The sequence below is a fragment of the Aeromicrobium sp. Sec7.5 genome (genome assembly GCF_036867135.1).
In the GTDB taxonomy this organism is placed as follows: Bacteria; Actinomycetota; Actinomycetes; order Propionibacteriales; family Nocardioidaceae; genus Aeromicrobium.
Genome location: NZ_JBAJIJ010000001.1, coordinates 1,710,730 through 1,734,000, shown reverse-complemented (window position 1 = coordinate 1,734,000; position 23,271 = coordinate 1,710,730). Strand labels below are relative to the sequence as shown.

Annotated in this window: 21 protein-coding genes; 16 read left to right on the top strand and 5 right to left on the bottom strand. The window is 71.6% G+C overall.

The features are described from left to right. Window positions 1-11: 11 nt before the first annotated feature. The 8 genes from argG to argH all read left to right on the top strand — a co-directional run bounded on the left by argG (window position 12) and on the right by argH (window position 8,810). Window positions 12-1,445 carry an argininosuccinate synthase gene (gene argG / locus V6S66_RS08670; protein WP_334206343.1) on the top strand — a complete coding sequence of 478 codons (1,434 nt, stop codon included), beginning with the start codon at window positions 12-14 and terminating at the stop codon, window positions 1,443-1,445. A 35-nt stretch (window positions 1,446-1,480) separates the two neighbouring features. Beyond that, window positions 1,481-2,530, top strand: coding sequence for an N-acetyl-gamma-glutamyl-phosphate reductase (argC, locus tag V6S66_RS08665; RefSeq protein ID WP_334206342.1), 1,050 nt, complete (start codon window positions 1,481-1,483; stop codon window positions 2,528-2,530). 61 nt (window positions 2,531-2,591) lie between these two features. Beyond that, on the top strand, window positions 2,592-3,752 hold the full coding sequence (argJ, locus tag V6S66_RS08660; RefSeq protein ID WP_334206341.1) for a bifunctional glutamate N-acetyltransferase/amino-acid acetyltransferase ArgJ: 1,161 nt from the start codon (window positions 2,592-2,594) through the stop codon (window positions 3,750-3,752). Further along, window positions 3,749-4,723, top strand: a complete 975-nt coding sequence (gene argB, locus V6S66_RS08655) for an acetylglutamate kinase (RefSeq protein WP_334206340.1) — start codon at window positions 3,749-3,751, stop codon at window positions 4,721-4,723. Before argJ ends, argB begins: the two co-directional genes overlap by 4 nt. Next, entirely contained in the window at window positions 4,720-5,931 is a 1,212-nt protein-coding gene (locus V6S66_RS08650) for an acetylornithine transaminase (protein ID WP_334206339.1), read from the top strand. Before argB ends, V6S66_RS08650 begins: the two co-directional genes overlap by 4 nt. Then, window positions 5,928-6,875 (top strand): ornithine carbamoyltransferase, encoded by a 948-nt coding sequence (argF, locus tag V6S66_RS08645; protein ID WP_334206338.1) that lies wholly within the window; start codon window positions 5,928-5,930, stop codon window positions 6,873-6,875. Before V6S66_RS08650 ends, argF begins: the two co-directional genes overlap by 4 nt. Further along, on the top strand, window positions 6,872-7,384 hold the full coding sequence (locus tag V6S66_RS08640) for an arginine repressor (RefSeq protein ID WP_334206337.1): 513 nt from the start codon (window positions 6,872-6,874) through the stop codon (window positions 7,382-7,384). The genes argF and V6S66_RS08640 overlap by 4 nt, the downstream gene beginning before the upstream one ends. Next, on the top strand, window positions 7,377-8,810 hold the full coding sequence (gene argH / locus V6S66_RS08635; RefSeq protein ID WP_334206336.1) for an argininosuccinate lyase: 1,434 nt from the start codon (window positions 7,377-7,379) through the stop codon (window positions 8,808-8,810). The genes V6S66_RS08640 and argH overlap by 8 nt, the downstream gene beginning before the upstream one ends. 110 nt (window positions 8,811-8,920) lie before the next feature. On the opposite strand, the gene V6S66_RS08630 is transcribed toward argH, so the two are convergent. Together V6S66_RS08630 and V6S66_RS08625 are read right to left on the bottom strand one after the other, a co-directional pair. Further along, a complete protein-coding gene (locus V6S66_RS08630; RefSeq protein ID WP_334206335.1) occupies window positions 8,921-9,607 on the bottom strand; it encodes a response regulator in 687 nt (228 codons plus the stop codon). Continuing rightward, a complete protein-coding gene (locus tag V6S66_RS08625) occupies window positions 9,604-11,223 on the bottom strand; it encodes a sensor histidine kinase (RefSeq protein ID WP_334206334.1) in 1,620 nt (539 codons plus the stop codon). The genes V6S66_RS08630 and V6S66_RS08625 overlap by 4 nt, the downstream gene beginning before the upstream one ends. 87 nt (window positions 11,224-11,310) lie before the next feature. On the opposite strand from V6S66_RS08625, the gene V6S66_RS08620 reads away from it, so the two are divergent. The 4 genes from V6S66_RS08620 to V6S66_RS08605 are packed head-to-tail and all read left to right on the top strand — an operon-like array spanning window position 11,311 to window position 14,744. Beyond that, window positions 11,311-12,300 carry a Bug family tripartite tricarboxylate transporter substrate binding protein gene (locus V6S66_RS08620; protein WP_334206333.1) on the top strand — a complete coding sequence of 330 codons (990 nt, stop codon included), beginning with the start codon at window positions 11,311-11,313 and terminating at the stop codon, window positions 12,298-12,300. Further along, entirely contained in the window at window positions 12,297-12,830 is a 534-nt protein-coding gene (locus tag V6S66_RS08615; protein WP_334206332.1) for a tripartite tricarboxylate transporter TctB family protein, read from the top strand. The genes V6S66_RS08620 and V6S66_RS08615 overlap by 4 nt, the downstream gene beginning before the upstream one ends. Before the next feature lies 1 nt (window position 12,831). Continuing rightward, entirely contained in the window at window positions 12,832-14,340 is a 1,509-nt protein-coding gene (locus tag V6S66_RS08610) for a tripartite tricarboxylate transporter permease (protein ID WP_334206331.1), read from the top strand. After that, window positions 14,337-14,744 carry a universal stress protein gene (locus V6S66_RS08605; RefSeq protein WP_334206330.1) on the top strand — a complete coding sequence of 136 codons (408 nt, stop codon included), beginning with the start codon at window positions 14,337-14,339 and terminating at the stop codon, window positions 14,742-14,744. Before V6S66_RS08610 ends, V6S66_RS08605 begins: the two co-directional genes overlap by 4 nt. A gap of 1 nt (window position 14,745) precedes the next feature. Here the strand turns inward: V6S66_RS08605 and V6S66_RS08600 are convergent, their stop codons facing one another. Both V6S66_RS08600 and V6S66_RS08595 read right to left on the bottom strand, forming a co-directional pair. Next, on the bottom strand, window positions 14,746-14,880 hold the full coding sequence (locus V6S66_RS08600) for a hypothetical protein (RefSeq protein WP_334206329.1): 135 nt from the start codon (window positions 14,878-14,880) through the stop codon (window positions 14,746-14,748). Then, window positions 14,877-15,533: a DsbA family oxidoreductase gene (locus V6S66_RS08595; RefSeq protein ID WP_334206328.1), complete on the bottom strand. Its 657-nt coding sequence runs from the start codon at window positions 15,531-15,533 to the stop codon at window positions 14,877-14,879. The genes V6S66_RS08600 and V6S66_RS08595 overlap by 4 nt, the downstream gene beginning before the upstream one ends. Before the next feature lie 95 nt (window positions 15,534-15,628). Between V6S66_RS08595 and V6S66_RS08590 the strand changes: the two genes are divergently transcribed. Beyond that, window positions 15,629-19,495, top strand: a complete 3,867-nt coding sequence (locus tag V6S66_RS08590; protein ID WP_334206327.1) for a Pls/PosA family non-ribosomal peptide synthetase — start codon at window positions 15,629-15,631, stop codon at window positions 19,493-19,495. Next, complete coding sequence (locus V6S66_RS08585) at window positions 19,492-20,811, top strand: M1 family metallopeptidase (RefSeq protein ID WP_334206326.1); 1,320 nt, start codon at window positions 19,492-19,494, stop codon at window positions 20,809-20,811. The genes V6S66_RS08590 and V6S66_RS08585 overlap by 4 nt, the downstream gene beginning before the upstream one ends. On the opposite strand, the gene V6S66_RS08580 is transcribed toward V6S66_RS08585, so the two are convergent. Next, a complete protein-coding gene (locus V6S66_RS08580; RefSeq protein WP_334206325.1) occupies window positions 20,804-21,247 on the bottom strand; it encodes a hypothetical protein in 444 nt (147 codons plus the stop codon). The two genes, V6S66_RS08585 and V6S66_RS08580, sit on opposite strands and share 8 nt — an antisense overlap. 29 nt (window positions 21,248-21,276) lie before the next feature. Between V6S66_RS08580 and V6S66_RS08575 the strand changes: the two genes are divergently transcribed. Together V6S66_RS08575 and tyrS are read left to right on the top strand one after the other, a co-directional pair. Then, on the top strand, window positions 21,277-21,870 hold the full coding sequence (locus V6S66_RS08575; RefSeq protein ID WP_334206324.1) for a DNA-3-methyladenine glycosylase: 594 nt from the start codon (window positions 21,277-21,279) through the stop codon (window positions 21,868-21,870). Between the two features lie 50 nt (window positions 21,871-21,920). After that, window positions 21,921-23,177 (top strand): tyrosine--tRNA ligase, encoded by a 1,257-nt coding sequence (gene tyrS / locus V6S66_RS08570; RefSeq protein WP_334206323.1) that lies wholly within the window; start codon window positions 21,921-21,923, stop codon window positions 23,175-23,177. The last annotated feature ends 94 nt before the right edge of the window (window positions 23,178-23,271 follow it).

The window sequence follows — 23,271 nt, the reverse complement described above, 5'->3', positions numbered from 1 at the left end:
GAATATGAGGCATGTCCAAGGTACTGACTTCCCTGCCCGCCGGTGAGCGGGTCGGCATTGCGTTCTCCGGCGGCCTCGACACCTCGGTGGCGGTGGCCTGGATGCGGGAGAAGGGCGCCGTTCCCTGCACGTACACCGCTGACATCGGTCAGTACGACGAGCCGGACATCTCCGGCATCCCCGGGCGAGCGATGCAGTACGGCGCCGAGCTGGCCCGGGCGATCGACATCAAGAAGCCCCTCGTCGACGAGGGCCTGGCCGCGCTCGCGTGCGGGGCCTTCCACATCCGCTCCGGCGGCCGCACGTACTTCAACACGACGCCGCTCGGCCGTGCCGTCACCGGCACCCTCCTCGTGCGGGCGATGCACGAGGACGGCGTCGACATCTGGGGCGACGGCTCGACGTTCAAGGGCAACGACATCGAGCGGTTCTACCGCTACGGCCTGCTGGCCAACCCGGAGCTGCGGATTTACAAGCCGTGGCTCGACGCGGAGTTCGTCAGCGAGCTCGGCGGCCGCACCGAGATGAGCCAGTGGCTGACCGAGCGCGACCTGCCGTACCGCGACAGCCAGGAGAAGGCGTACTCGACCGACGCCAACATCTGGGGCGCGACCCACGAGGCCAAGACGCTCGAGCACCTCGACGTCTCGCTCGAGACCGTCGAGCCGATCATGGGCGTCAAGTTCTGGGACCCGTCGGTCGACATCGACACCGAGGACGTCACGATCACCTTCGAGGCCGGACGCCCGGTCGCGATCAACGGCCAGACCTTCGACGGTGACGCCGTCGCGCTCGTCCACGAGGCCAACACGATTGGCGGCCGGCACGGCCTCGGCATGTCCGACCAGATCGAGAACCGGATCATCGAGGCCAAGAGCCGCGGTATCTACGAGGCGCCCGCGATGGCGCTGCTGCACATCGCCTACGAGCGGCTCGTCAACGCGATCCACAACGAGGACACGATCGCGAACTTCCACCAGCACGGCCGTCGCCTCGGCCGGCTGATGTACGAGGGCCGCTGGCTCGACCCGCAGGCCATGATGCTGCGGGAGTCCGTCGAGCGCTGGATCGCCTCGCTCGTCACCGGCAGCGTCACGCTGCGCCTGCGTCGCGGCGAGGACTACTCGATCCTCGACACGCAGGGCGAGAACTTCTCCTACCACCCCGACAAGCTGTCGATGGAGCGCACCGACAACGCCGTGTTCGGTCCCACCGACCGCATCGGCCAGCTCACGATGCGCAACCTCGACATCGCGGACTCGCGGTCCAAGCTCGAGATGTACGCCGCCCAGCCGCTCGACCAGGGCCAGGTGCTCGTGGAGAACGGCACGCTGTTCGGCGAGCTGCCCGCCGGCGGCGCCGTGCGCATCGAGGCCAACCCCGCTGCCAGCGGCGACGAGGAGCTCGCGCTCGACGCCGCCGCCATGGAGCTCGGCACCGACTGAGCACGCCCGCCCCCACGATCTGCAAGGGTTGAACCATGAGCCACACGTACAAGGTCGCCGTCGCCGGCGCGAGTGGGTACGCCGGTGGTGAGGTCCTGCGCCTCCTGCTCGCGCACCCGGACGTCACGATCGGCGCGCTCACCGCGGCCTCGAGCGCCGGATCGCGCCTGGTCGAGCACCAGCCGCACCTCGTCAGCCTGTACGACCGCGTGATCGAACCCACGACGCCCGAGACCCTCGCGGGCCACGACGTCGTCTTCCTCGGCCTGCCCCACGGCGAGTCGGGCAGGGTCGCCGCCGCACTCGGTCCCGACACGCTCGTGATCGACTGCGGGGCCGACCACCGCCTGGAGGACGCTGCTGACTGGGTCGAGTACTACGGCAGCGATCACGCCGGCACCTGGCCGTACGGCCTGCCGGAGCTCATGACGGGGGCGACCCGCCAGCGTGACGCCCTGGGATCGGTCAAGCGCATCGCCGTCCCCGGCTGCAACGTCACGGCGGTCACGCTGGGTCTGCAGCCCGCGATCGCGGGCGACCTGGTCGAGAGCACCGACATCGTCGCCGTGCTCGCCAACGGGTACTCCGGAGCCGGCAAGGCGGCCAAGCCCCACCTCCTGGCGTCCGAGGGCCTCGGCGCGGCCGTTCCCTACGCCGTCGGCGGCACGCACCGGCACATCCCGGAGATCGTCCAGAACCTCCGCCATGCGGGTGCGAGCGAGGTCGCGCTGTCGTTCACGCCCACGTTGGTGCCGATGTCGCGGGGCATCCTCGCGACGGCCACGGCGCGGCTGCGGCCCGGCACCGACCTGGCCACGGTCCGGGAGGCCTACGGCGCGGCCTACGACGTCGAGCCCTTCATCCACCTGCTGCCCGAGGGCGTCTGGCCCTCGACCGCGGCGACCCTCGGCTCCAACCAGGTGCACGTGCAGGTCGCGGTCGACGAGAAGGTCGGGCGGCTGGTCACTGTGACGGCGCTCGACAACCTCGTCAAGGGCACTGCCGGTGGCGCGATCCAGTCCATGAACCTCGCCCTCGGTCTCCCCGAGACCACGGGCCTCCCGACCGAAGGAGTGGCCCCGTGAGCGCAGCGAACGACTCGAGGAGTGGCCCCGTGAGCGCAGCGAACGACTCGAGGAGAGCACAGTGAGCGTCACGGCAGCCCACGGATTCCGTGCCGCAGGCGTCACCGCGGGTCTGAAGACGAGCGGTGCGCCCGACGTCGCCCTCGTCGTCAACGACGGTCCGATCTCGTCGGCGGCCGCGGTGTTCACGTCGAACCGGTGCAAGGCCAACCCGGTGCTGTGGAGCGAGCAGGCGATCACGACGGGCAGTGCCCGCTCCGTCGTGCTGAACTCCGGCGGGGCCAACTGCTACACCGGCGCCGCCGGCTTCCAGATCGTGCACGAGACGGCCGAGCTGGCCGGCGAGCTGCTCGGCGTCGCTCCGATCGACGTGCAGGTGTGCTCGACGGGCCTCATCGGTCTGCTGAACGACAAGGACGACCTCCTGGGAGGTGTCCGGGAGGCGGCCTCCGCTCTCAGCGCCGACGGGGGAGCAGCGGCGTCCACGGCGATCATGACCACCGACACCGTCAGCAAGCAGGCGGTCCGCACGTCCGCAGCGGCGAACGGGTACAGCATCGGTGGCATGGCCAAGGGCGCCGGCATGCTGGCGCCGGCGCTGGCCACGATGCTCGTCGTCATCACGACGGACGCCCACCTCTCGGCCGCCGAGCTCGACTCGGCGCTCCGAGCGGCGACGGCGCAGTCCTTCGACCGCCTGGACTCCGACGGGTGCCAATCGACCAACGACACCGTCCTGCTGATGGCCTCCGGCGCCACCGAGGTCACCCCCGACCTGGAGGAGTTCACGGCGCTCCTGACCGACCTGTGCCGCGACCTCGCGCTGCAGCTGCTCGCCGACGCCGAGGGCGCCGACCACGAGATCGCGATCGAGACGATCAACGCCGCCAGCGAGCAGGACGCGCTGGACGTCAGCCGGTCCGTGGCCCGCAGCAACCTCTTCAAGTGCGCGATTTTCGGCAAGGACCCCAACTGGGGCCGCATCCTGGCCTCGGTCGGCACGACCTCCGCCGCATTCGACCCCGCGGACCTCGACGTCGCCCTGAACGGGGTCTGGGTGTGCCGCAACAGCGGTCCCGCCGAGGACCCGGCGGGTGTCGACCTGGAGCAGCGCGCCGTCTCCGTCACGATCGACCTCAAGGCAGGAAAGGAGGCGGCGACGATCTGGACCAACGACCTCACCCAGGCCTACGTCCACGAGAACTCCGCCTACTCATCATGAGTGAAGACACCACCACCCCGAACGACGAGTGGCACCCGGACGACTGGAAGAAGGCCACCACCAAGGCCGGGATCCTCGCCGAGGCGCTGCCGTGGTTGAAGAAGTACCACGACAAGATCCTCGTGGTGAAGTACGGCGGCAACGCCATGACCGACGACACGCTCAAGCAGGCGTTCGCCGAGGACATCGTGTTCCTGCGGCTGGCCGGCTTCAAGCCGGTCGTCGTGCACGGCGGCGGGCCGCAGATCAGCACGATGCTGGACAAGCTCGACATCACGTCGGAGTTCCGCGGGGGCCTGCGGGTCACGACCCCCGAGACGATGGACGTCGTCCGCATGGTGCTCACCGGTCAGGTCGGTCGCGAGCTCGTCGGTCTCCTGAACCGGCACGGCGCGATGGCCGTCGGGCTCTCCGGCGAGGACGCCGGGCTCTTCACGGCCGAGCGCACGATGCCGATCGTCGACGGCGAGCCGGTCGACATCGGCCTCGTCGGCGAGGTCGTCGACGTCCGTCCGGAGGCCGTCCGCGACCTGATCGACGCCGGGCGCATCCCGGTGGTCTCGAGCGTGGCCCCCGATCGCGACGGGCAGGTCCACAACGTCAACGCCGACACGGCGGCCGCTGCGCTCGCCGTCGCCCTGGGGGCCGAGAAGCTGCTCGTGCTCACCGACGTCGAGGGCCTTTACGCCGACTGGCCGAACTCCACCGACGTCATCGGTGAGATCAGCCCCGAGGGCCTCGAGGAGCTCATCCCGACCCTCGCCAGCGGCATGATCCCGAAGATGACGGCCTGCCTCAAGGCCGTGCAGGGCGGGGTCGAGCGCGCCACGGTGATCGACGGTCGCGAGCCGCACTCGGTGCTGCTGGAGATCTTCACCGACGAGGGCGTCGGCACCCAGGTCGTGCCCGGGGCCGAGACCCGGGTGCGCACTGCGCTGTACTCGACGAGTGTCCAGAAGGACCAGCCGTGAGCACCCAGGACCGGCCAGCCGGCTGGGCCGGCACCCCGGTGACGGGCGCCGAGCTCACGCAGCGCTACCAGGGCGCGGTCATGAACACCTTCGGCACGCCGGCGCGGGTGCTCGCGCGCGGCGAGGGCTCCACGGTGTGGGACGTCGACGGCAACCGCTACCTCGACCTGCTCGGCGGCATCGCGGTCAACGCGCTCGGTCACGCCCACCCGGCGATCGTCGAGGCGGTCACGACCCAGCTCCAGACGCTCGGCCATGTCTCGAACTTCTTCATCTCCGAGCCCCAGGTCCGTCTGGCCGAGAAGCTGCTCGAGCTCCTCGGTCACGAGGGAAAGGTCTTCTTCGCGAACTCCGGGGCCGAGGCGAACGAGGCCGCCTTCAAGGCGTCCCGTCGCACCGGCCGGACGAGGATCGTCTCGACCGAGGGCAGCTTCCACGGCCGCACGATGGGGGCGTTGGCGCTCACCTCGAAGGCGCAGTACCGCGAACCGTTCGAGCCCCTGCCGGGCGAGGTCACGTTCGTCCCGTACGGCGACGTCGCGGCGCTCGAGGCTGCCGTCGACGACACGGTGGCGGCGTTCGTCGTGGAGCCGATCCAGGGTGAGGCCGGTGTCATCGACGCACCGGAGGGGTACCTCGCCGCAGCACGGGAGATCACGTCCCGCCACGGCGCCCTGCTGTGGGTCGACGAGGTGCAGACCGGCGTGGGCCGCACGGGCGACTGGTTCGCGCACACCGCGTCCGGGGTCGTGCCCGACCTCGTGACGCTCGCCAAGGGCCTGGGTGGTGGCATCCCGATCGGCGCGATGATCGCTCTCGGGGACGCCGCCACGCTGTTGGGCCCGGGAAACCACGGCACGACGTTCGGCGGCAACCCGGTGGCCACGGCGGCCGCGCTCGCCGTCATCGACACGATCGAGTCCGAGGGACTGCTGGCGCACGCCACGGCGCGCGGCGACCAGCTCGCCGCCGGTCTCGGACGCCACCCGCGGGTCAGTGCCGTGACCGGTCGCGGCCTGCTGCGTGGAGTCGTGCTCACCGAGCCCCGGGCCGTCGACGTGCAGACCGCCGCCTACGACGCCGGGCTGATCGTCAACGCCCCGACGCCGGACCGGTTGCGCCTGGCCCCGCCGCTCGTGCTCACCGAGGACGAGGCGGCCCACGCCGTGGCCACGCTCTCGGCGCTGCTCGACGAGGTCCTGGCATGAGCGAGGGTGCGGTCCTGCGGCACCTGCTGCGCGACGACGACCTGAGCCCGGCCGAGCAGGCCGAGGTCCTGGCGCTCGCCGCGGAGCTCAAGGCCGCGCCGTACAGCCGCAAGCCGCTCGAGGGCCCCCAGACCGTGGCCGTCATGTTCGACAAGTCGTCGACCCGCACGCGGGTCTCGTTCGCGGTCGGCATCGCCGACCTCGGCGGGTCGCCGCTGATCATGGATCGAGGCACGACCCAGGCTGGTCGGGGGGAGTCCGTCGAGGACACCGCGCGGGTCCTGGGCCGGATGGTCAGTTCAATCGTCTGGCGGACGTACCACCAGAGCGACCTCGAGACGATGGCCGCGATGTCCGGTGTCCCGGTCGTCAACGCGCTGAGCGACGACTTCCACCCGTGCCAGATCCTGGCCGACTGGCAGACCGTGATCGAGCACAAGGGTGCGCTCGCGGGGTTGCAGGTCGCCTTCGTGGGCGACGGCGCGTGCAACATGGGCCACTCGTACGTGCTCGGCGGGGCCACCGCCGGCATGCACGTCCGCGTCGGGTCTCCTGCTGGCTACCAGCCCGCGCCGGAGGTCCTGGCCGACGCCGAGCGCATCGCCGCCACCACGGGCGGCTCCGTCACGGTGACCGACGACCCCGTCGCAGCGCTCACGGGTGCCGCCGTCGTCATCACCGACACCTGGGTCTCGATGGGGCTGGAGGACACCAAGGCCGAGCGCATGGCCGTCTTCGGCCCGTACTCGCTGACCGCCGAGGCACTCGCGCTGGCCGAGCCCGACGCGATCGTCCTGCACTGCCTGCCGGCCTATCGCGGGCTGGAGATCGCCGCTGAGGTCCTCGACGGACCGCAGAGCGTCGTCTGGGACGAGGCCGAGAACCGCCTCCACGCCCAGAAGGCCGTGCTCACGTGGCTCCTCGAGAAGTCCCGCCGATCGTGACCGTGCCCGACACCAAGGCGGCGCGCCAGCAGCTCGTGGTCGAGCTGCTGCAGCGCCACCCCGTGCGGTCGCAGGGCGACCTCGTCGTGCTGCTGCAGGAGCGTGGTGTGCACGCCACGCCGTCGACCCTGTCGCGCGACCTCGTGGAGCTCGACGCCGTGCGCGTGCGCCATGCCGACGGAGGCCTCGTCTATGCGGTGCCGTCGGAGGGCGGCGATCGCACGCCGCAGCCGGCGGGCGACAGCGCTGCCGCGTTGGCCCGCATGGCCCGGCTGGCGCGTGAGGTGGTCGTCAGCGCCGAGGCGTCGGCGAACCTCGTGATCCTGCGCACCCCGCCCGGTGCCGCCCAGTACTTCGCGTCCGCGGTCGATCACGTCGCGATGCCGGCCGTGCTCGGCTCGATCGCCGGTGACGACACCGTGATGATCATCTGCCGCGACCCCCTGGGTGGCGACGCCCTCGCCGCCCACTTCACCGACCTCGCCCGTAAGGTGCCCTCCGATGACTGACTCACGCGAGATCGACTCCACCGGCGGTTCCGAGGTGGGCCAGGGCGGCGAGTCGCGCCTGTGGGGCGGCCGCTTCGCCAGCGGTCCCTCGCCCGAGCTGACCGCATTGTCGCGCTCGACGCACTTCGACTGGCGCCTCGCCCCGTACGACCTGGCCGGCTCGCGCTCGCACGCGCGGGTGCTCCACGCCGCGGGGCTCCTGACGGCCGACGACCTCGCGTCGATGCTCGACGGCATCGCGGCCCTCGACGGCGACGTGCGTTCGGGTGCCTTCCTGCCCGACCCCGACGACGAGGACGTCCACTCGGCACTCGAACGGGGGCTGATGGAGCGACTCGGCCCCGAGCTCGGCGGACGCCTGCGGGCCGGGCGGTCGCGCAACGACCAGGTCGCCACGCTCTTCCGCGCCTACCTGCGCGAGCACGCCCGAGTCGTGGCCCGCCTGGTGGCCCGCCTGGTGGGCGCGCTGGCCGACCAGGCCGAGGCCCACCTGGGAGCGCCCATGCCGGGCCGCACCCACCTGCAGCACGCGCAGCCCGTCCTGCTGTCGCACCACCTCCTCGCCCACGCCTGGCCGCTCGTGCGTGACCTCGACCGCCTGCGCGAGTGGGACGCCCGGGTCGGCGCCGAGTCGCCCTACGGCTCGGGCGCTCTCGCCGGATCGTCCCTGGGACTCGATCCCGAGGCCGTCGCCGCCGATCTCGGGTTCACGGGGTCCACCCCCAACTCGATCGACGGCACGTCGTCGCGTGACTTCGTGGCCGAGTTCGCCTTCGTGGCGGCCCAGATCGGCGTCGACGTCTCCCGCCTGGCGGAGGAGGTCATCCTCTGGAACACCAAGGAGTTCGGCTTCGTCACGCTGCACGACGGCTACTCGACCGGCTCGAGCATCATGCCGCAGAAGAAGAATCCCGACATCGCCGAGCTGGCCCGTGGCAAGTCGGGTCGGCTCATCGGCAACCTCGCCGGGCTGCTCGCGACGCTCAAGGCGCTGCCCCTGGCCTACAACCGTGACCTCCAGGAGGACAAGGAGCCGGTGTTCGACTCCGTCGACACGCTCGAGGTCCTGCTCCCGGCGTTCACGGGCATGATCGCGACGCTCACGTTCCACACCGACCGCATGGCTGAGCTCGCGCCGCAGGGCTTCGCGCTGGCCACCGATATCGCCGAGTGGCTGGTCCGCGAGGGCGTGCCGTTCCGCGTCGCGCACGAGATCTCCGGAGCCTGCGTGCAGGCGTGCGAGCAGCGGGGCATCGAGCTCGACGAGCTGAGCGACGACGACTTCGCGGCGATCTCGCCGCACCTCACTGCGGGCGTGCGTGACGTGCTCACGGTCGAGGGATCCATCGCGTCGCGCGACAGCCGGGGAGGCACGGCCCTGGTGCGCGTGACCGAGCAGCTCGCCGAGCTGCGCGCACGGGTCTAGAACTCCGATGGTTGAGGTGCGAACGCGCTCTGGCGCGTGAGCCTCGAAACCACGGTTGGCTGAGGAACCCCTTTCGAGGCTCGTTCCTCGCACCTCAAGGGGCGGAGCGCTCAGCTCGGCGAGTAGCGGCGCTCGGGGCGACCGGTCGTGCCGTACTGCAGGCGCACCGTGGCGCGCCCGATCGTGACGAAGTGCTCCAGGTAGCGGCGAGCGCTGACCCGGGAGAGGCCCACGTCCTCGCCGGCCTCGGTGGCCGAGAGCTCCTCGCGCACGCGCAGCGCCTCGAGGACGGCCTCGGCGGTCTCGGGGCTGAGGCCCTTCGGCAGGTCGACCGTGACGGCCGCCGCACCGAACGCCCGGTCGATCGAGGCCTGGTCGACCGCCTGGCGGTCGTCGTCGAGGGTCCCGAGCGCGGTCAGCGTGGCGCGCACCGCCTCGAGACGGGCCGCGAGAGCCGGGTGCTCGAACGGCTTCACGAGGTACTGCTGGGCGCCGCCGAGCAGGGCTGCGCGGACGATCTCGGCGTCGCGCTCGGCCGTGACCATCACGACCCCCACCTCGTGACCGGCGGCCCGGAGCCTACGGAGCACCTCGAGTCCGTCCAGGTCGGGCAGGTGGACGTCGAGCAGCACGACGTCGGGCGCGAGCTGCTCGACCAGCTCGAGAGCCTCCGACCCCGTGCGTGCCGTCCCCACCGGGGCGAACCCGGGGGTGCGTTCGACGAACCGCTCGTGGATGCGCGCGACCATGAAGTCGTCGTCGACCACGAGCACCCGCAGGTCGCGTCCGGCGTTCACGGGCGCGGCGCCCCGGAGGTGGCCGGACGTGGGATGGGGGAGACCAGCGGCACCCTGACCTCGAAGCGCGCGCCGCGCTGCCCGGGGTCCACGACGTCGACCCGACCGCCGCGGCGTGCGGCGATGACGCGCACGAGGGGCAGGCCGATCCCGCGTCCGCCCAGCACCTCGGGCTTGGTCGAGAAGCCGCGCACGAAGATCGAGTCGCGCAGGTCGTCCGGTACGCCGGGGCCCGTGTCGGTGACGGCCACGACGACATCCCGTCCGACGACGCCCATCGTCACCTCGACCTGCGCCGGGTCCTGACCGCGACTGGCGTCGATCGCGTTGTCGATCAGGTTGCCGATCACCGTGGTGAGGTCGGCGGACAGGTCCGGTGCCACGGCGGGCAGATGGGCCGCGTCGTGCAGCGTGAGCCGGACGGCGACCTCGGTCGCGGCGGACGACTTGGCGACGAGCAGCGCCGCGACGGCCGGGTCCTCGACCCGGTCACGGATCCGCGCGTCGAGCGCGGCGCGCTCCCGGGTCAGCGTCCCGAGCAGCTGGGCGAGCTCGTCGTACTCCTCGAGCTCGACCAGGCCGGAGATCGTGTGCAGGCGGTTGGCGAACTCGTGCGTCTGGGCGCGCAGAGTGTCGCTGATCGAGAGATTCGAGCTGAGCTGGTTCTGCAGCGAGACGAGCTCGGTCCGGTCGCGCATGGTCGTGACGCTTCCGATGCCACGCCCGTGGCTGCGCGCCGCGCGGCGGTTGACGACCAGGACCCGGTCGCCGACCACGACGACCTCGTCGTGCGCGTCGTCGTGGTCGGCCAGCAGGCTCCGCACGTCGTCCGGCAGGTCCAGCGACTGGACGGGGCGTCCGATCACCTCGTCGCGGAGACCGAGCAACGCCCGGGCGCCGTCGTTGAGGAGCGTCACCCGGCCGGACGGGTCGATCGCCACGACGCCCTCGCCGATGCTGTGCAGCAGGGCCTCGCGGTGGTCCGCCAGCGTCGCGATCTCGGCGCTGCCGAGGCCACGGGTGCGCCGCTTGAGCAGGTGCGAGACCCACCACGTGCCGAGCCCGCCCGCGAGCGCCCCGATGCCGAGGAAGAGTGCGAGGTCGGTGGTCTCGTCGGTGATGCGGTCCCACAGCCGCGGATACTCCTGCGAGGCGATCGTGAATCCGAGCAGGGTGCCCTCGTCGCCGATGACGGGGGCGTGCGCCACCACGACCCGCGCGCCGTCGATCGTGAGGTCGCCGCTCCAGCCGCGGCCCTCCTGGATCCTGCTGTCACCGAGGACGGCCTGCGTACCGACCTCCTGCGGGTCGGACGAGGCGACGATCGTGCCGTTCGCGTCGGCGATCGCCACCGTCGTGGCGCCCGAGAGCTGCAGGCTGCGATCGACCGTGGGCGCCAGGGCCCGCGTGGCGCCGACCTCGTCGACCTGGTCACGCACGACCGAGACGTTCGAGGTGTACTCGGCCACCGACCGCATGGCGCTGCCACGGGTCGCCTGGAAGGTCTCGGTGCTCTGCCGCACCGAGATGATCGCGATCACGACGAGGACTCCGCTCATGACCACGAGCTGCAGGACGAGGACCTGGCCGGCGAGTGTCAGCCGGGTGCGACGCATGACCACAACGACCACAACCTCCTTTGCGTCCAGAAGAGTGACGCAGCCCACATCATCGCGCAGGATCGTCGTGACCCAGGAGGAACCATGACATCACGTCGATGGAGCCGTGCTCTCGCACTGGCCCTCGCCGCCGTCCTCGTCGCCACCGTATCCGCGTGTGGTGTGACGCGTGACGGCACCGACCCCGACAACCGACGGCTGCGGATGATGATCCCCAACAGCCCCGGTGGCGGCTACGACCTCACCGGTCGTGCGGCGGCCCAGACGATGGAGCAGGAGGGGCTGACCGGTCGGTTCGAGATCAACAACGTCATCGGTGCGAGCGGCACCGTCGCGATGCAGCGGCTGCTCAACGAGGAGGGGTCCGAGGACGTCATGCTCCTGATGGGCCTGGGCGTCGTCGGTGCCGTGTTCACCAACCGGTCCGACGCCACGGTCGACCGGGCCACCCCGATCGCCGGGCTCGTCGCGGAGGCCGAGGGCATCCTCGTCCCGGCGGACTCGCCCTTCCAGACGCTGGACGACCTGGTCGAGGCCTGGAAGGCCGATCCGGGCAGCATCACGGTCGGTGGCGGCTCCTCACCCGGTGGCCCCGATCACCTCTTCCCGATGCAGCTGGCGCAGACCGTCGGCATCGATCCGAACGACGTCAACTACATCTCCTACGACGGCGGCGGTCCGCTCACGACCGCGCTGCTCGGCGAGAAGATCGACGTCGGCATGTCGGGGCTCGGCGAGTTCCAGGGCCAGATCGACAGCGGCGAGCTGCGCGTCCTCGCGGTCTCGGGCGCCGAGCGCCTCGAGACCGTCGACGCCCCGACGCTCCGCGAGGGGGGCGTCGACATGGAGTTCCTGAACTGGCGCGGTGTTCTCGCACCCCCGGGGATCTCGACCGAGGCCCGTCAGGAGCTCGTGGACCTCCTGACCGAGATGCGCGAGACGCCCGAGTGGGACGAGGCCCTCGAGCGCAACGGATGGATCGACAACTTCATGGTCGGCCAGGAGTTCGAGGAGTTCCTCATCGACCAGAACGACCGCGTCGAGCAGACGCTGAAGGAGCTGGGACTGGCATGAGCACCGACACCGACATCACCCACGACACCCGCGTGCCTGCACGCGGGAAGGTCGTCGACACCGCGCAGTACGGACTGGCGGCGTTCCTGCTCGTCGTCGGCGTGCTGGTCCTGGTCGACGCCTCAGGCCTCGAGAAGGGCTTCGCCGACCAACCGGTCCAGCCGTACGCCTTCGGATTCGTGATCGGCACGGTCCTCGTGCTCCTGTCCGCGCTGCTCGCCATCGCCACCTGGCGCGGTGACGTGGCCGAGGCCGAGGACGGCGAGGACATCGACCTGACCCAGGGCAGCGACTGGGCCACGGTGGCCAAGCTCGGGGTCGTGTTCTCGGTCGTCGTGCTCACGATCGGCTGGCTCGGCTGGGCGATCGTGGGAGCCTTCCTGTTCGTCGGCACCGCGCGCATCCTCGGCAGTCGCCGGCTGATCCTCGACATCGGCATCGGCGTGGCACTGTCGCTGCTGACCTGGTACGGGCTCTACGTGGGGCTCGGCATCCCGATCCCCGCGGGCGTCCTGGACGGGGTGCTCTGACATGGAGCTGCTCCTCGACGGGTTCGCCACCGCGCTGACCCCCACCAACCTCCTGTTCGCCGTGATCGGCGTGCTGCTGGGCACCGCCGTCGGCGTGCTGCCGGGCATCGGCCCGGCCATGACCGTGGCCCTGCTGCTGCCCGTGACGTACAGCGTCTCGCCGAGCAGCGCACTCATCCTGTTCGCGGGCATCTACTACGGCGGCATGTACGGCGGATCGACGACCTCGATCCTGCTGAACACGCCGGGGGAGTCCTCCTCGGTCGTCACGGCCCTCGAGGGCAACAAGATGGCCAAGAAGGGCCGGGCGGCCCAGGCCCTCGCCACGGCGGCCGTCGGCTCGTTCATCGCGGGCACGATCGGGACGGTCCTGCTCGTGGTGCTCGCGCCGAACATCGCCGACCTCGTCGTCCAGCTCGGCGCCCCGTCCTACTTCGCCATCATGCTGCTCGCCCTGTTCGCCGTCACCGCGGTGCTCGGGTCGTCGAAGCTGCGAGGTTTCGTGGCGCTGTTCCTGGGACTGTCGATCGGCCTGATCGGCACGTCGACCGGTCAGGCGCGTCTGACCTTCGGTGAGGCCAAGCTCGCCGACGGCATCGACATCGTGGTCGTCGCCGTGGCGATCTTCGCGATCGGCGAGGCCCTGTGGGTCGCGGCGCACCTGCGTCGCAAGCCCCTCGAGATCATCCCGGTCGGCCAGCCCTGGATGAGCCGCGCCGACTGGGGTCGGTCGTGGAAGCCGTGGCTGCGCGGGACGGCCTTCGGGTTCCCGTTCGGCGCGCTGCCGGCCGGTGGTGCCGAGGTCCCGACGTTCCTGTCCTACATCACGGAGCGTCGCCTCACGAAGCACCCCGAGGAGTTCGGCCACGGAGCCATCGAGGGCGTCGCCGGTCCCGAGGCCGCGAACAACGCCTCGGCCGCGGGCACGCTCGTGCCGCTGCTCGCGATCGGCCTGCCCACCACGGCGACCGCCGCGGTCATCCTGGTGGCGATGCAGAACTACGGCCTGCAGCCCGGCCCGCAGTTCATGGACGCCAATCCCGATCTCGTGTGGGCCCTGCTCGCGAGCCTGTTCATCGCGAACACCCTGCTGCTGGTCATCAACCTGCCGCTCGCGCCGGTGTGGGCCAAGCTCCTGCAGATCCCGCGGCCCTACCTGTACGCCGGAATCCTGTTCTTCGCGTCACTCGGCGCCTACAGCGTCAACTTCGACGCGTTCGACCTCGGGCTCCTGGGCCTGCTGGGCCTGCTGGGCCTGGCGATGCGACGGTTCGGGCTCCCCGTGCTGCCGCTCATCATCGGCGTGATTCTCGGTCCGCTGCTGGAGCTCCAGCTCACGCAGGCACTCGCGATCTCGCAGGGTGACGTCTCGACGCTGTGGGGCGAGCCGGTCGCCGTCGTGGTCTACCTCGTCATGGCGCTGCTGCTGGTCGGCACGATCGTGGCGGGACGCCGAGCGGGAGCCGGCACGTCCGATCCGGAGAACGAGAAGCAGGAGGTGTCCGTATGACGGTCGTGGTGGCCTGGTCGGCCGACGACTTCGGAGCAGCCGCACTGGCGCACGGGGTGGCCCAGGCGGAGCAGAGGCGCGAGGACCTGGTGGTCGTCAACGTGACACGCGGCGACGCGCTCGTCGACCGGCGCTACGCCGCCGACGACGAGATCGCGCGGGTGACGGCCGCGGTCACGGCGCTGGGGCTCGAGGTGCGGGTCGCGCACGGCGTCGTGGACGACGTCGCGACCGCCGTGGTCGAGGAGATCCGCACGACCGCCGCGACCCTCGCGGTCGTCGGCATCCGGCACCGGTCGCCGGTCGGCAAGATGCTGCTGGGCAGCGTCGCGCAGCGCATCATCCTCGACGCGCCGTGCCCCGTCCTGGCCGTGAAGCCGGAGGCCGGCACCGACCTGGTCTGACCTAGCCCTGCTCGTCCGTCGGGGCCGTGTCCGCACCTGCGGGCACGGCCCCGACGGCGTCCGCGGGCAGTGCGCAGACGTCGTCGACGCACACGGGCGCGTCGGCGTCACCGACCAGCTCGAAGGGGCCGGTCATGCGGGTTGTCCCGACTCCTGCGCGACCCGCTCGAGTGCCGACACGAAGACGTCGGGGGACTGCGCGCCGGAGACCGCCAGACGGCCGTCGAAGACGTAGAACGGGACGCCGCCGATGCCGTACTCGATCGCCTGCTCCTGATCGGCGCGCACTGCCTCGAGGTGGGTGCCCTCAGCGAGGTCGGCGAGCACCGCGTCGCGGTCGAGCCCCACCTCGGCGGCGAGGTCGGCGAGCACCTCGACGTGGTTGAGGTTCAGACCCTGCTCGAAGTACGCCGCCAGGAGCCGCTCCTTGAGCTCGGTCTGCCGGCCGTGCGCCTTGGCGTGGTGCAGCGCCTGGTGGGCCAGCACGGTGTTGGCGTGCTGCAGGCGGCCGAAGTCGTAGGCCAGTCCCTCGCCCGCGGCGAGCTCGGTCATCTGCGCGAGCATCTGCTCGGCCTGCTGCGTCGGCAGGCCCTTGTGCTGCGCGAGGAACTCGGCCTCGGAGCCGGCGTAGTCGACGGGCGTCTCGGGGGAGAGCTCGAAGGAGTGGTACTCCACCTCGACCTCTCCGTCGAAGCGCGCCACGGCCTGCTCGAAGCGGCGCTTCCCGACGAAGCACCACGGGCACGCGATGTCGGACCACACGTCGACCTTCACGGTGTTGTTGCTCATGGTCGTTCCAACAGCACCCGTGCGGTGGGTGTTCCCGGGTCGGTCCCGGTCCTGCGGGTCATCTCGCGTTCACCTGGACGTGAAACCATCCGCCGGTGACCGACCCCGTTGCGGACTCGCCCCTGCTGCGATCCGCCGCCGCGCCGGATCCGCGCACCCTGGTCGACATCCTGCGCACGACGGCCGAGACCGTGCCGGAGTCCCCGGCGGTCGACAACGGCGCCGAGGTCCTCACCTACGCCGAGTTCTGGGAGCGCGCCTCGCTCCTGGCCGACGAGCTCCACGCGCTCGGCGTGGGCCGCGGCGACCGGGTGGGCATCCGCATCGACTCGGGCACGGTCGACCTGTACGCCGCGATCGCCGGCGTCGTCGTCGCGGGGGCCGCCTACGTGCCGGTCGACGTCGATGACCCGCCGGAACGTGCTCGCACCGTGCTGGGGGAAGCGTCCGTGGCAGCGGTCGTGGGCGACGGGATGCAGATCGCCCTCCGCCGTGCCGCGCGCGACCTGAGCGAGGAGGAACGCGCGTTCCCCACGACCGAGGATGACGCCTGGATCATCTTCACCTCAGGTTCGACCGGCACCCCGAAGGGCGTCGCCGTGCGCCACCGCAGCGCGGCAGCGTTCGTCGACGCGGAGGCACGCTGGTTCCTCGCCGACGCGCCACTCGGGCCGGGCGACCGGGTCATGGCCGGGCTGTCGGTCGCGTTCGACGCCTCGTGCGAGGAGATGTGGCTGGCCTGGCGGCACGGGGCCTGCCTCGTCCCGGCCCCGCGTTCCTTGGTCAAGAGTGGCGCCGAGCTGGGGAGCTGGCTCGTCGCCAACGGCATCACCGTCGTGTCGACCGTGCCCACGCTCGTGTCGCTGTGGCCCACCTCGGCCCTCGACCGCGTCCGCCTGCTGATCCTCGGCGGCGAGGCCTGCCCGCCCGAGATCGGCGCCCGGCTGGCCACGGCCGATCGCGAGGTCTGGAACACCTACGGCCCGACCGAGGCCACCGTCGTGGCCTGCGGTGCGCGGCTCGGGCCGGAGGGCCCCGTGCGGATCGGGCTGCCCCTGGACGGCTGGGACCTCGCGGTCGTCGACGCGCAGGGCCATCGCGTCCCCGAGGGCGAGCCGGGGGAGCTCATCATCGGCGGCGTCGGTCTGGCCCGCTACCTTGACCCGGCGAAGGACGCCGAGAAGTACGCCGCGATGCCGACCTTGGGCTGGGAGCGTGCCTACCGCAGCGGTGACGTCGTCCTGAACGATCCCGACGGCCTGCTGTTCCAGGGCCGTGCGGACGACCAGGTCAAGATCGGTGGTCGCCGGATCGAGCTCGGCGAGCTCGACAGCGCGCTGCTCGGCCTGCCGGGGGTCGTCGCCGCGGCCGCGGCGATCCGCAAGAGCGCCGCGGGCAACACGGTCCTCGTCGGCTATGTGCGGGTCGACCCCGCGTTCGACGCCTCGTCGGCGTCCCAGCACCTCCGCGCGACGATGCCCGCCGCGATGGTGCCCCGGCTCGCAGTCGTCGAGACGATCCCCACGCGCACGTCCGGCAAGGTCGACCGCGACGCGCTCCCGTGGCCGCTGCCCTCGGACGAGTCCGCGACGGCCGACCTCGGCGCCGGCGCTGCGTGGCTCGCGGGCATCTGGCGCGACCTGCTCGGCGCCAGCCCCGGGGGAGCGGACGCGGACTTCTTCGACCTCGGCGGTGGCAGCCTGACCGCCGCCCAGCTCGTCGCGCGGGTCCGCGAGGAGGTGCCGGAGCTCACGGTCGCCGACGTCTACGAGCACCCGACCCTCGGCGACCTCGCGGTCGTCCTGGAGTCCCTGCGGGGCCGCGACGCGAAGGGCAACGAGACGGTGCACCCCGTCCCGCTCGCCTCGCAGGTCGCCCTCACCCTGGCCACCGTCGTCGCCCGCACCGTCGGCGGCCTGCGCTGGCTCGCCTGGACCGGTCTCGGGGTCCTGGCGGCGCGGGAGCTCCTGGACGCCGTGTGGCTCCCCGCGGTGAGCTGGGCGTGGGTCGTGCCGTTGTGGTTGCTGCTCGTGCTCCCCCCGGGCCGGATCGTGGTCGCTGCTGCGTTGTCTCGGCTCGTGTTGCTGGGCGTGGTCCCGGGTCGGTACCGGCGGGGTGGGGCCACCCACGTGCGCGTCTGGTTCGCCGAACGCCTGGCGGCCGAGGTCGGGGCCACCGGCCTCGGCTCCGCCGCGCTGACGACGCTCTACGCCAAGCTGCTGGGCTGCACCGTGGGTCGAGGCGTCGACCTCCACACGGTCCCACCCGTCACGGGGTTCCTGACCCTGGGCGCCCACAGCTCGATCGAGCCCGAGGTCGACGTGTCCGGGCACTGGGTCGACGGCGGCACGTTCCACCTGGGCCGTGTCGAGGTCGGCAAGCGAACCCGGATCGGCACCCGGAGCACGCTCGCCGGAGGAGCCGAGGTCGGCGACGACGCCGAGATCGGGCCCGGCTCCGTGGTCTTCGGCGCCGTGCCCACCGGCGAGTACTGGTCCGGGGCACCCGCGGAGGCCGTGGGACCGGCACGCGGCCCGTCGGTCACCAGCAAGGCGCGGCGCAGTCCAGCGTGGATGGTCGCCTACGGAGTGACGGCGCCCCTGCTGTCGGCGCTTCCCGGTCTGAGCCTCGCCCTCGCGGCCCTGCTGGGGCTCGCGGTCACGGGTGTTCCCTACGACGCTGAGTCCGCCTTCGTGACGGCGTTCGTCGCCGTGCCGGCCATCATGGTCGTCGCAGGTCTGGTGCTCGCCGCCGCGATCGTCGCCGTGGTCCGGCTGCAGTCGCGCCGGCTCGAGCCGGGCACCCACCCGATCCACGGCAGCCAGGCCTGGCGGGCGTGGACCGTCGTGCGGGTGCTCGACGAGGCGCGCACGTGGCTCTTCCCGCTCTACTCGAGCTTCCTGACCCCGACGTGGTTGCGACTCCTCGGCGCCCGCATCGGCACCGACGTCGAGGCGTCGACGGTCCTGATGATCCCGAGCCTGACCACCGTGAACGACGGCGCGTTCCTCGCCGACGACACGATGCTGGGCATGTACGAGCTGGGCGGGGGCTGGCTCCGGGTCGAGCGGGTCAAGATCGGCCGCCGCGCCTTCGTCGGCAACTCCGGCATGACGGCGCCGGGCCGCAAGGTGCCGAAGGGAGGCCTCGTCGCCGTGCTGTCGGCGGCGCCACGGCGGGGCACGGCCAAGGCCGGTACGTCGTGGCTCGGCAGCCCACCCGTGCAGCTGCGTCGCTCCTCCGGCGACACCGACGCGTCCCGGACCTTCGAGCCGCCGCGTCGCCTGCGGGTGCTCCGCGCTCTGGTCGAGGTGTGCCGGATCGCGGCGGTCTGGGTCTCGGCCTGGATCGGGGTCCTCGTCGTGGCCGGCATGATCTGGCTCCTGGCGCACGGGTCGGTCACGGTCGCCGCGCTGCTCGGCGGCGTCGTGCTGGCGCTCGGCGGCGTCCTGGCCGCGGGCGTCACGACGCTCGCGAAGTGGACGCTCGTCGGTCGCGTCCGTCCCGGCGGGCACCCCCTGTGGAGCGGCTTCGTGTGGCGCAACGAGCTGGCGGACGCCTTCGTCGAGGTGGTCGCGGCGCCGTGGTTCACCCGCCACGTGCTGGCGACCCCGGTGCTCAACGCCTGGCTCCGCACGCTCGGTGCCCGGATCGGCCGCGGTGTCTGGTGCGAGTCGTACTGGCTCCCCGAGACCGATCTCGTGCGTCTCGACGCCGGGAGCACCGTCAACCGAGGGTGCGTGGTGCAGACGCACCTGTTCCATGATCGGATACTCAGCATGGACACCGTCAGGCTCGCAGCAGGTGCCACCCTCGGGCCGCACGGCGTGGTCCTCCCCGCCGCCTCGCTCGGCCGCCACGCCACCGTGGGACCGGTGTCCCTGGTCATGCGTGGCGAGTCGGTGCCCGCCAAGACCCGGTGGATCGGCAACCCGATCGGGCCGTGGGTCGACGCCGGATGAAGCGCCTCCTGTCCCGAGGACCCCTCGGCAACGACGTCTACGTGCCCAAGCACGGTGACCCGAGCTACAGCGTCCGCCACTACGACCTCGAGCTCGCGGTCGTGCTGGTCACGAACGCGCTGTCCGGCGTCGCGATGCTGAGCTGCACGGCGCTCGAGGACCTCGACGACCTGACGCTCGACCTGTACCGGCTCCGGGTCTCCAAGCTCAAGCTCGACGGGGCACCGCCGGCGAAGTTCAACCACCGGGGCCACCACCTCGTGGTCCGCCCGCAGCGGACGATCCCGGCGGGCACCGAGTTCACCCTCGAGATCTCTTACCACGGCTCGCCGCAGCCCATGCCCGGGCCGGACGGCGAGGCTGGCTGGGAGGAGCTCGCCGACGGCCTCATCGTGGCGTCGCAGCCGCACGGTGCGCCCAGCTGGTTCCCGTGCAACGACCGACCCGACGACAAGGCCACCTACGCCTTCGGCATCACGGTGCCCCAGGGCTACACGGCGATCGCGAACGGCCGCGCCGTGGCCACCCGGCGTCGCGGCAGCACCGTGCGCCACGAGTTCGCCGAGTCCTCGCCCATGGCCACCTACCTCGCCACGGTCCAGGTGGGCCGCTACGTCCCCCTGAAGGGCGAGGCCGCGGGGGTCGAGCTCACGACCTGGTGCCCGCCCGGGCGCAAGTCAGCGGTCGCCGAGGCGTTCGCCGACCAGCCCGCGATGATCGAGGTGTTCAGCCGGCTGTTCGGCCCGTACCCGTTCCAGACCTACGCCGCGGTCGTGACCGACGACGAGCTCGAGATCCCGCTCGAGGCGCACAGCCTGTCGATCTTCGGCTCCAACCTCGTCGACCGCGACTGGTCGGCCCAGCGGCTCATCGCGCACGAGCTCGCGCACCAGTGGTTCGGCAACAGCGTCACACTGCGGCACTGGCGTGACATCTGGCTCCACGAGGGCTTCGCCTGCTACGCCGAGTGGCTCTGGTCGGAGGAGTCGGGCGGTCGTCCCGCGGCGGCCCACGCCGAGGAGCAGTGGCACCGCCTCGCGGAGCTCAAGCAGGACCTGGTGCTCTCGGACCCTGGGCCCGACGACATGTTCGACGACCGGCTCTACAAGCGCGGTGCCCTCACGCTGCACGCGCTGCGGCTGCGCGTCGGCGACGAGGCGTTCTTCGAGCTCTTGCGCTCGTGGACCGATCGGTACCGGCACTCGGGGGTCACGACCGACGACTTCGTCGAGCTCGCTCAGGAGCTCGCGGGCGTCGACGGCGCGGAGTTCTTCGGCCCGTGGCTCGACGAGACGGCGCTGCCGCCGCTCACGTGAGGGTGATCGACCACGGCTGCGGTGCGTCGACGGCCAGCGCCGCGACCAGACCCGGCGGTGCGGTCAGCAGCAGGGTCTCCAGGTGCGCGGGATCCGTGCCCGTGATCCCGCTGCCGTCGGCCTTGCCGCGTGCCTCACGCCGCACCCACGCGTCGCCGGCGTGCACCGCGTCGACGTCGATGCCGACGGGGGCGTCCGGGCTCCAGGCCACGACCATCACGTCCTGGTGCCGTGCCACGCTGACCCACCCCGTGCTCACGCCCCGGCGTCGCACGGACGGCCGACCGTGGTCGGAGCCGCCGCAGCCGGGGCACAGCCGCCGTTCCACGAGGTCCTCGGCGTCGCCCCCCATTCCGTCGGCGACCAGGCACCGCAGCAGTCCCTCGTCCGTGGACCGGCCCCACCTCACGTCGACTCGCACGGGTCCGTTCTGCACACGTCCAGTGTCCCGCGTCGGTGGCCACGGTGGATGACCTGCACACCGGTACCGTCGTCGAGCGCGCCAGATCGCTGCTCGGCCGCTCCTTCACGGGGCACGGGGTCACGGTCGTCCTGACCGAGGTCGAGGCGTACGGCGGCATCGAGGACCCGGCCTCCCACGCGTTCACCCGCACGCCGAGGTCGGAGACGATGTACGGACCGTCGGGGCGGCTGTACGTCTACCGCTCCTACGGGATCCACCACTGCGCCAACGTCGTGACCGGGCCCCGTGAGCTGGCCGCGGCGGTGCTGCTGCGGGCCGGGAGGGTCGTCGACGGGCACGAGCTCGCGCGGGAACGGCGGGGGACTGTCACTGATGTCCGGCTCGCGCGCGGTCCCGGCAACCTGGCGCAGGCCCTCGGGATCACGCTGGCCGACCTCGGCACCCCGGTCACGACCGGCTCGGGCCTCGGCCTGGGGGAGCGCGTCGAGGACCCGGAGATCCTCGCCGGCCCCCGGGTCGGCGTCTCGCTGGCCGCCGATGAGCCCTGGCGGTTCTGGATCGCGGGCGACCCCACGGTGTCGGCCTACCGTCGCTCGCCCCGTGCCCCGGGCCCGCCGCCGCGTCGGCCACAATGACGACGACAGCAACCGGGACGCCCGTCGTCCCCGAATCCCAGGAGCCTGTGGTGACCCACGTCCTCGACGACCTCGACGCGCGCGGCCTCGTCGCGCACGCCACCGACGCCGACGCGTTGCGCGCGGCACTCGACGAGGGGCCGCTCACCTACTACGTCGGCTTCGACCCGACGGCGCCCAGCCTGCACGTGGGCAACCTGCTGCAGCTCCTCACGGCCCGGCGGCTCCAGCTGGCGGGCCACCGACCGCTGATCCTGGTGGGAGGTTCGACCGGGCTCATCGGTGATCCCAAGCAGTCCGGGGAGCGCGTCATGAACAGTCGCGAGATCGTGGCCGACTGGGTCGACCGCATCCGCACCCAGGTCTCCCGGTTCGTGTCGTTCGAGGGCGAGAACGCCGCCGCGGTCGTCAACAACCTCGACTGGACGAGTCAGATCAACACGATCGACTTCCTGCGCGACATCGGCAAGCACTTCCCCGTCAACCGGATGCTGGCCCGCGACGTCGTCAGCAGCCGACTCGAGTCAGGCATCAGCTACACCGAGTTCAGCTACGTCCTGCTGCAGTCGCTCGACTTCCTGGAGCTGTACCGACGCCACGGCTGCGTCCTGCAGACCGGGGGCAGCGACCAGTGGGGCAACCTCACGGCGGGGGTGGAGCTCATCCGGCGGTCCGACGGTGGCAAGGCCCATGCCCTGGCGACGCCGTTGATCACCAAGGCCGACGGCACCAAGTTCGGCAAGACCGAGACCGGCACGATCTGGCTCGACCCGGAGCTCATGAGTCCGTACGCGTTCCACCAGGCCTGGATGCAGGCCGAGGACGCGAAGGTGGGGGAGTACCTCAAGCAGTTCACCTTCCTGGGCATCGACGAGGTCGACGCGCTGATGGCCGAACACGCCGAGGCGCCCGGGCGACGGCTGCCGCAGCGTCGCCTGGCCCGCGAGCTCACGACGCTGGTGCACGGGGAGAGCGAGACCGACGCCGCCGAGCTGGCCGCCACGGCCCTGTTCGGCCGCGGGGCCCTGGACGACCTCCCGGAGGCCACGTTGTCGGCGGCCCTCACCGAGGCCGGCACGGCCGAGCTCGACGCCACGGCCACCGTCACGGATGCCTTGGTCGCGACCGGCCTGTCCGACAGCCGCTCGGCGGCGCGCCGCGCGGTCACCGACGGTGGCGCGTACGCGAACAACGCGCGTATCGACGATCCCGAGCAAGCGCTGTCCGACATCGCCCCGCTGCACGAATCCTGGATCGTTCTGCGCCGCGGAAAGCGCCAAATTGCAGGCGTGAAACTACATTCGTGAAACTCTGTGGTGCGGGTCACACGATCTGGATTTGACGATTCGCGAAACGGCCGCGTAATGTTCTTCTTGTTGCACAGCACGACGGAGCGCAAGG

Excerpts from the sequence above, each read along its gene's own strand:
- argH (WP_334206336.1), top strand. The coding sequence starts at position 7,377 with ATGACTGACTCACGCGAGATCGACTCCACCGGCGGTTCCGAGGTGGGC.
- V6S66_RS08620 (WP_334206333.1), top strand. The coding sequence starts at position 11,311 with ATGACATCACGTCGATGGAGCCGTGCTCTCGCACTGGCCCTCGCCGCC.
- V6S66_RS08600 (WP_334206329.1), bottom strand. The coding sequence starts at position 14,880 with ATGACCGGCCCCTTCGAGCTGGTCGGTGACGCCGACGCGCCCGTGTGC.
- V6S66_RS08605 (WP_334206330.1), top strand. The coding sequence starts at position 14,337 with ATGACGGTCGTGGTGGCCTGGTCGGCCGACGACTTCGGAGCAGCCGCA.
- V6S66_RS08625 (WP_334206334.1), bottom strand. The coding sequence starts at position 11,223 with ATGCGTCGCACCCGGCTGACACTCGCCGGCCAGGTCCTCGTCCTGCAG.
- argF (WP_334206338.1), top strand. The coding sequence starts at position 5,928 with ATGAGCGAGGGTGCGGTCCTGCGGCACCTGCTGCGCGACGACGACCTG.
- argB (WP_334206340.1), top strand. The coding sequence starts at position 3,749 with ATGAGTGAAGACACCACCACCCCGAACGACGAGTGGCACCCGGACGAC.
- V6S66_RS08585 (WP_334206326.1), top strand. The coding sequence starts at position 19,492 with ATGAAGCGCCTCCTGTCCCGAGGACCCCTCGGCAACGACGTCTACGTG.
- argG (WP_334206343.1), top strand. The coding sequence starts at position 12 with ATGTCCAAGGTACTGACTTCCCTGCCCGCCGGTGAGCGGGTCGGCATT.
- V6S66_RS08615 (WP_334206332.1), top strand. The coding sequence starts at position 12,297 with ATGAGCACCGACACCGACATCACCCACGACACCCGCGTGCCTGCACGC.
- argC (WP_334206342.1), top strand. The coding sequence starts at position 1,481 with ATGAGCCACACGTACAAGGTCGCCGTCGCCGGCGCGAGTGGGTACGCC.
- V6S66_RS08610 (WP_334206331.1), top strand. The coding sequence starts at position 12,832 with ATGGAGCTGCTCCTCGACGGGTTCGCCACCGCGCTGACCCCCACCAAC.
- V6S66_RS08595 (WP_334206328.1), bottom strand. The coding sequence starts at position 15,533 with ATGAGCAACAACACCGTGAAGGTCGACGTGTGGTCCGACATCGCGTGC.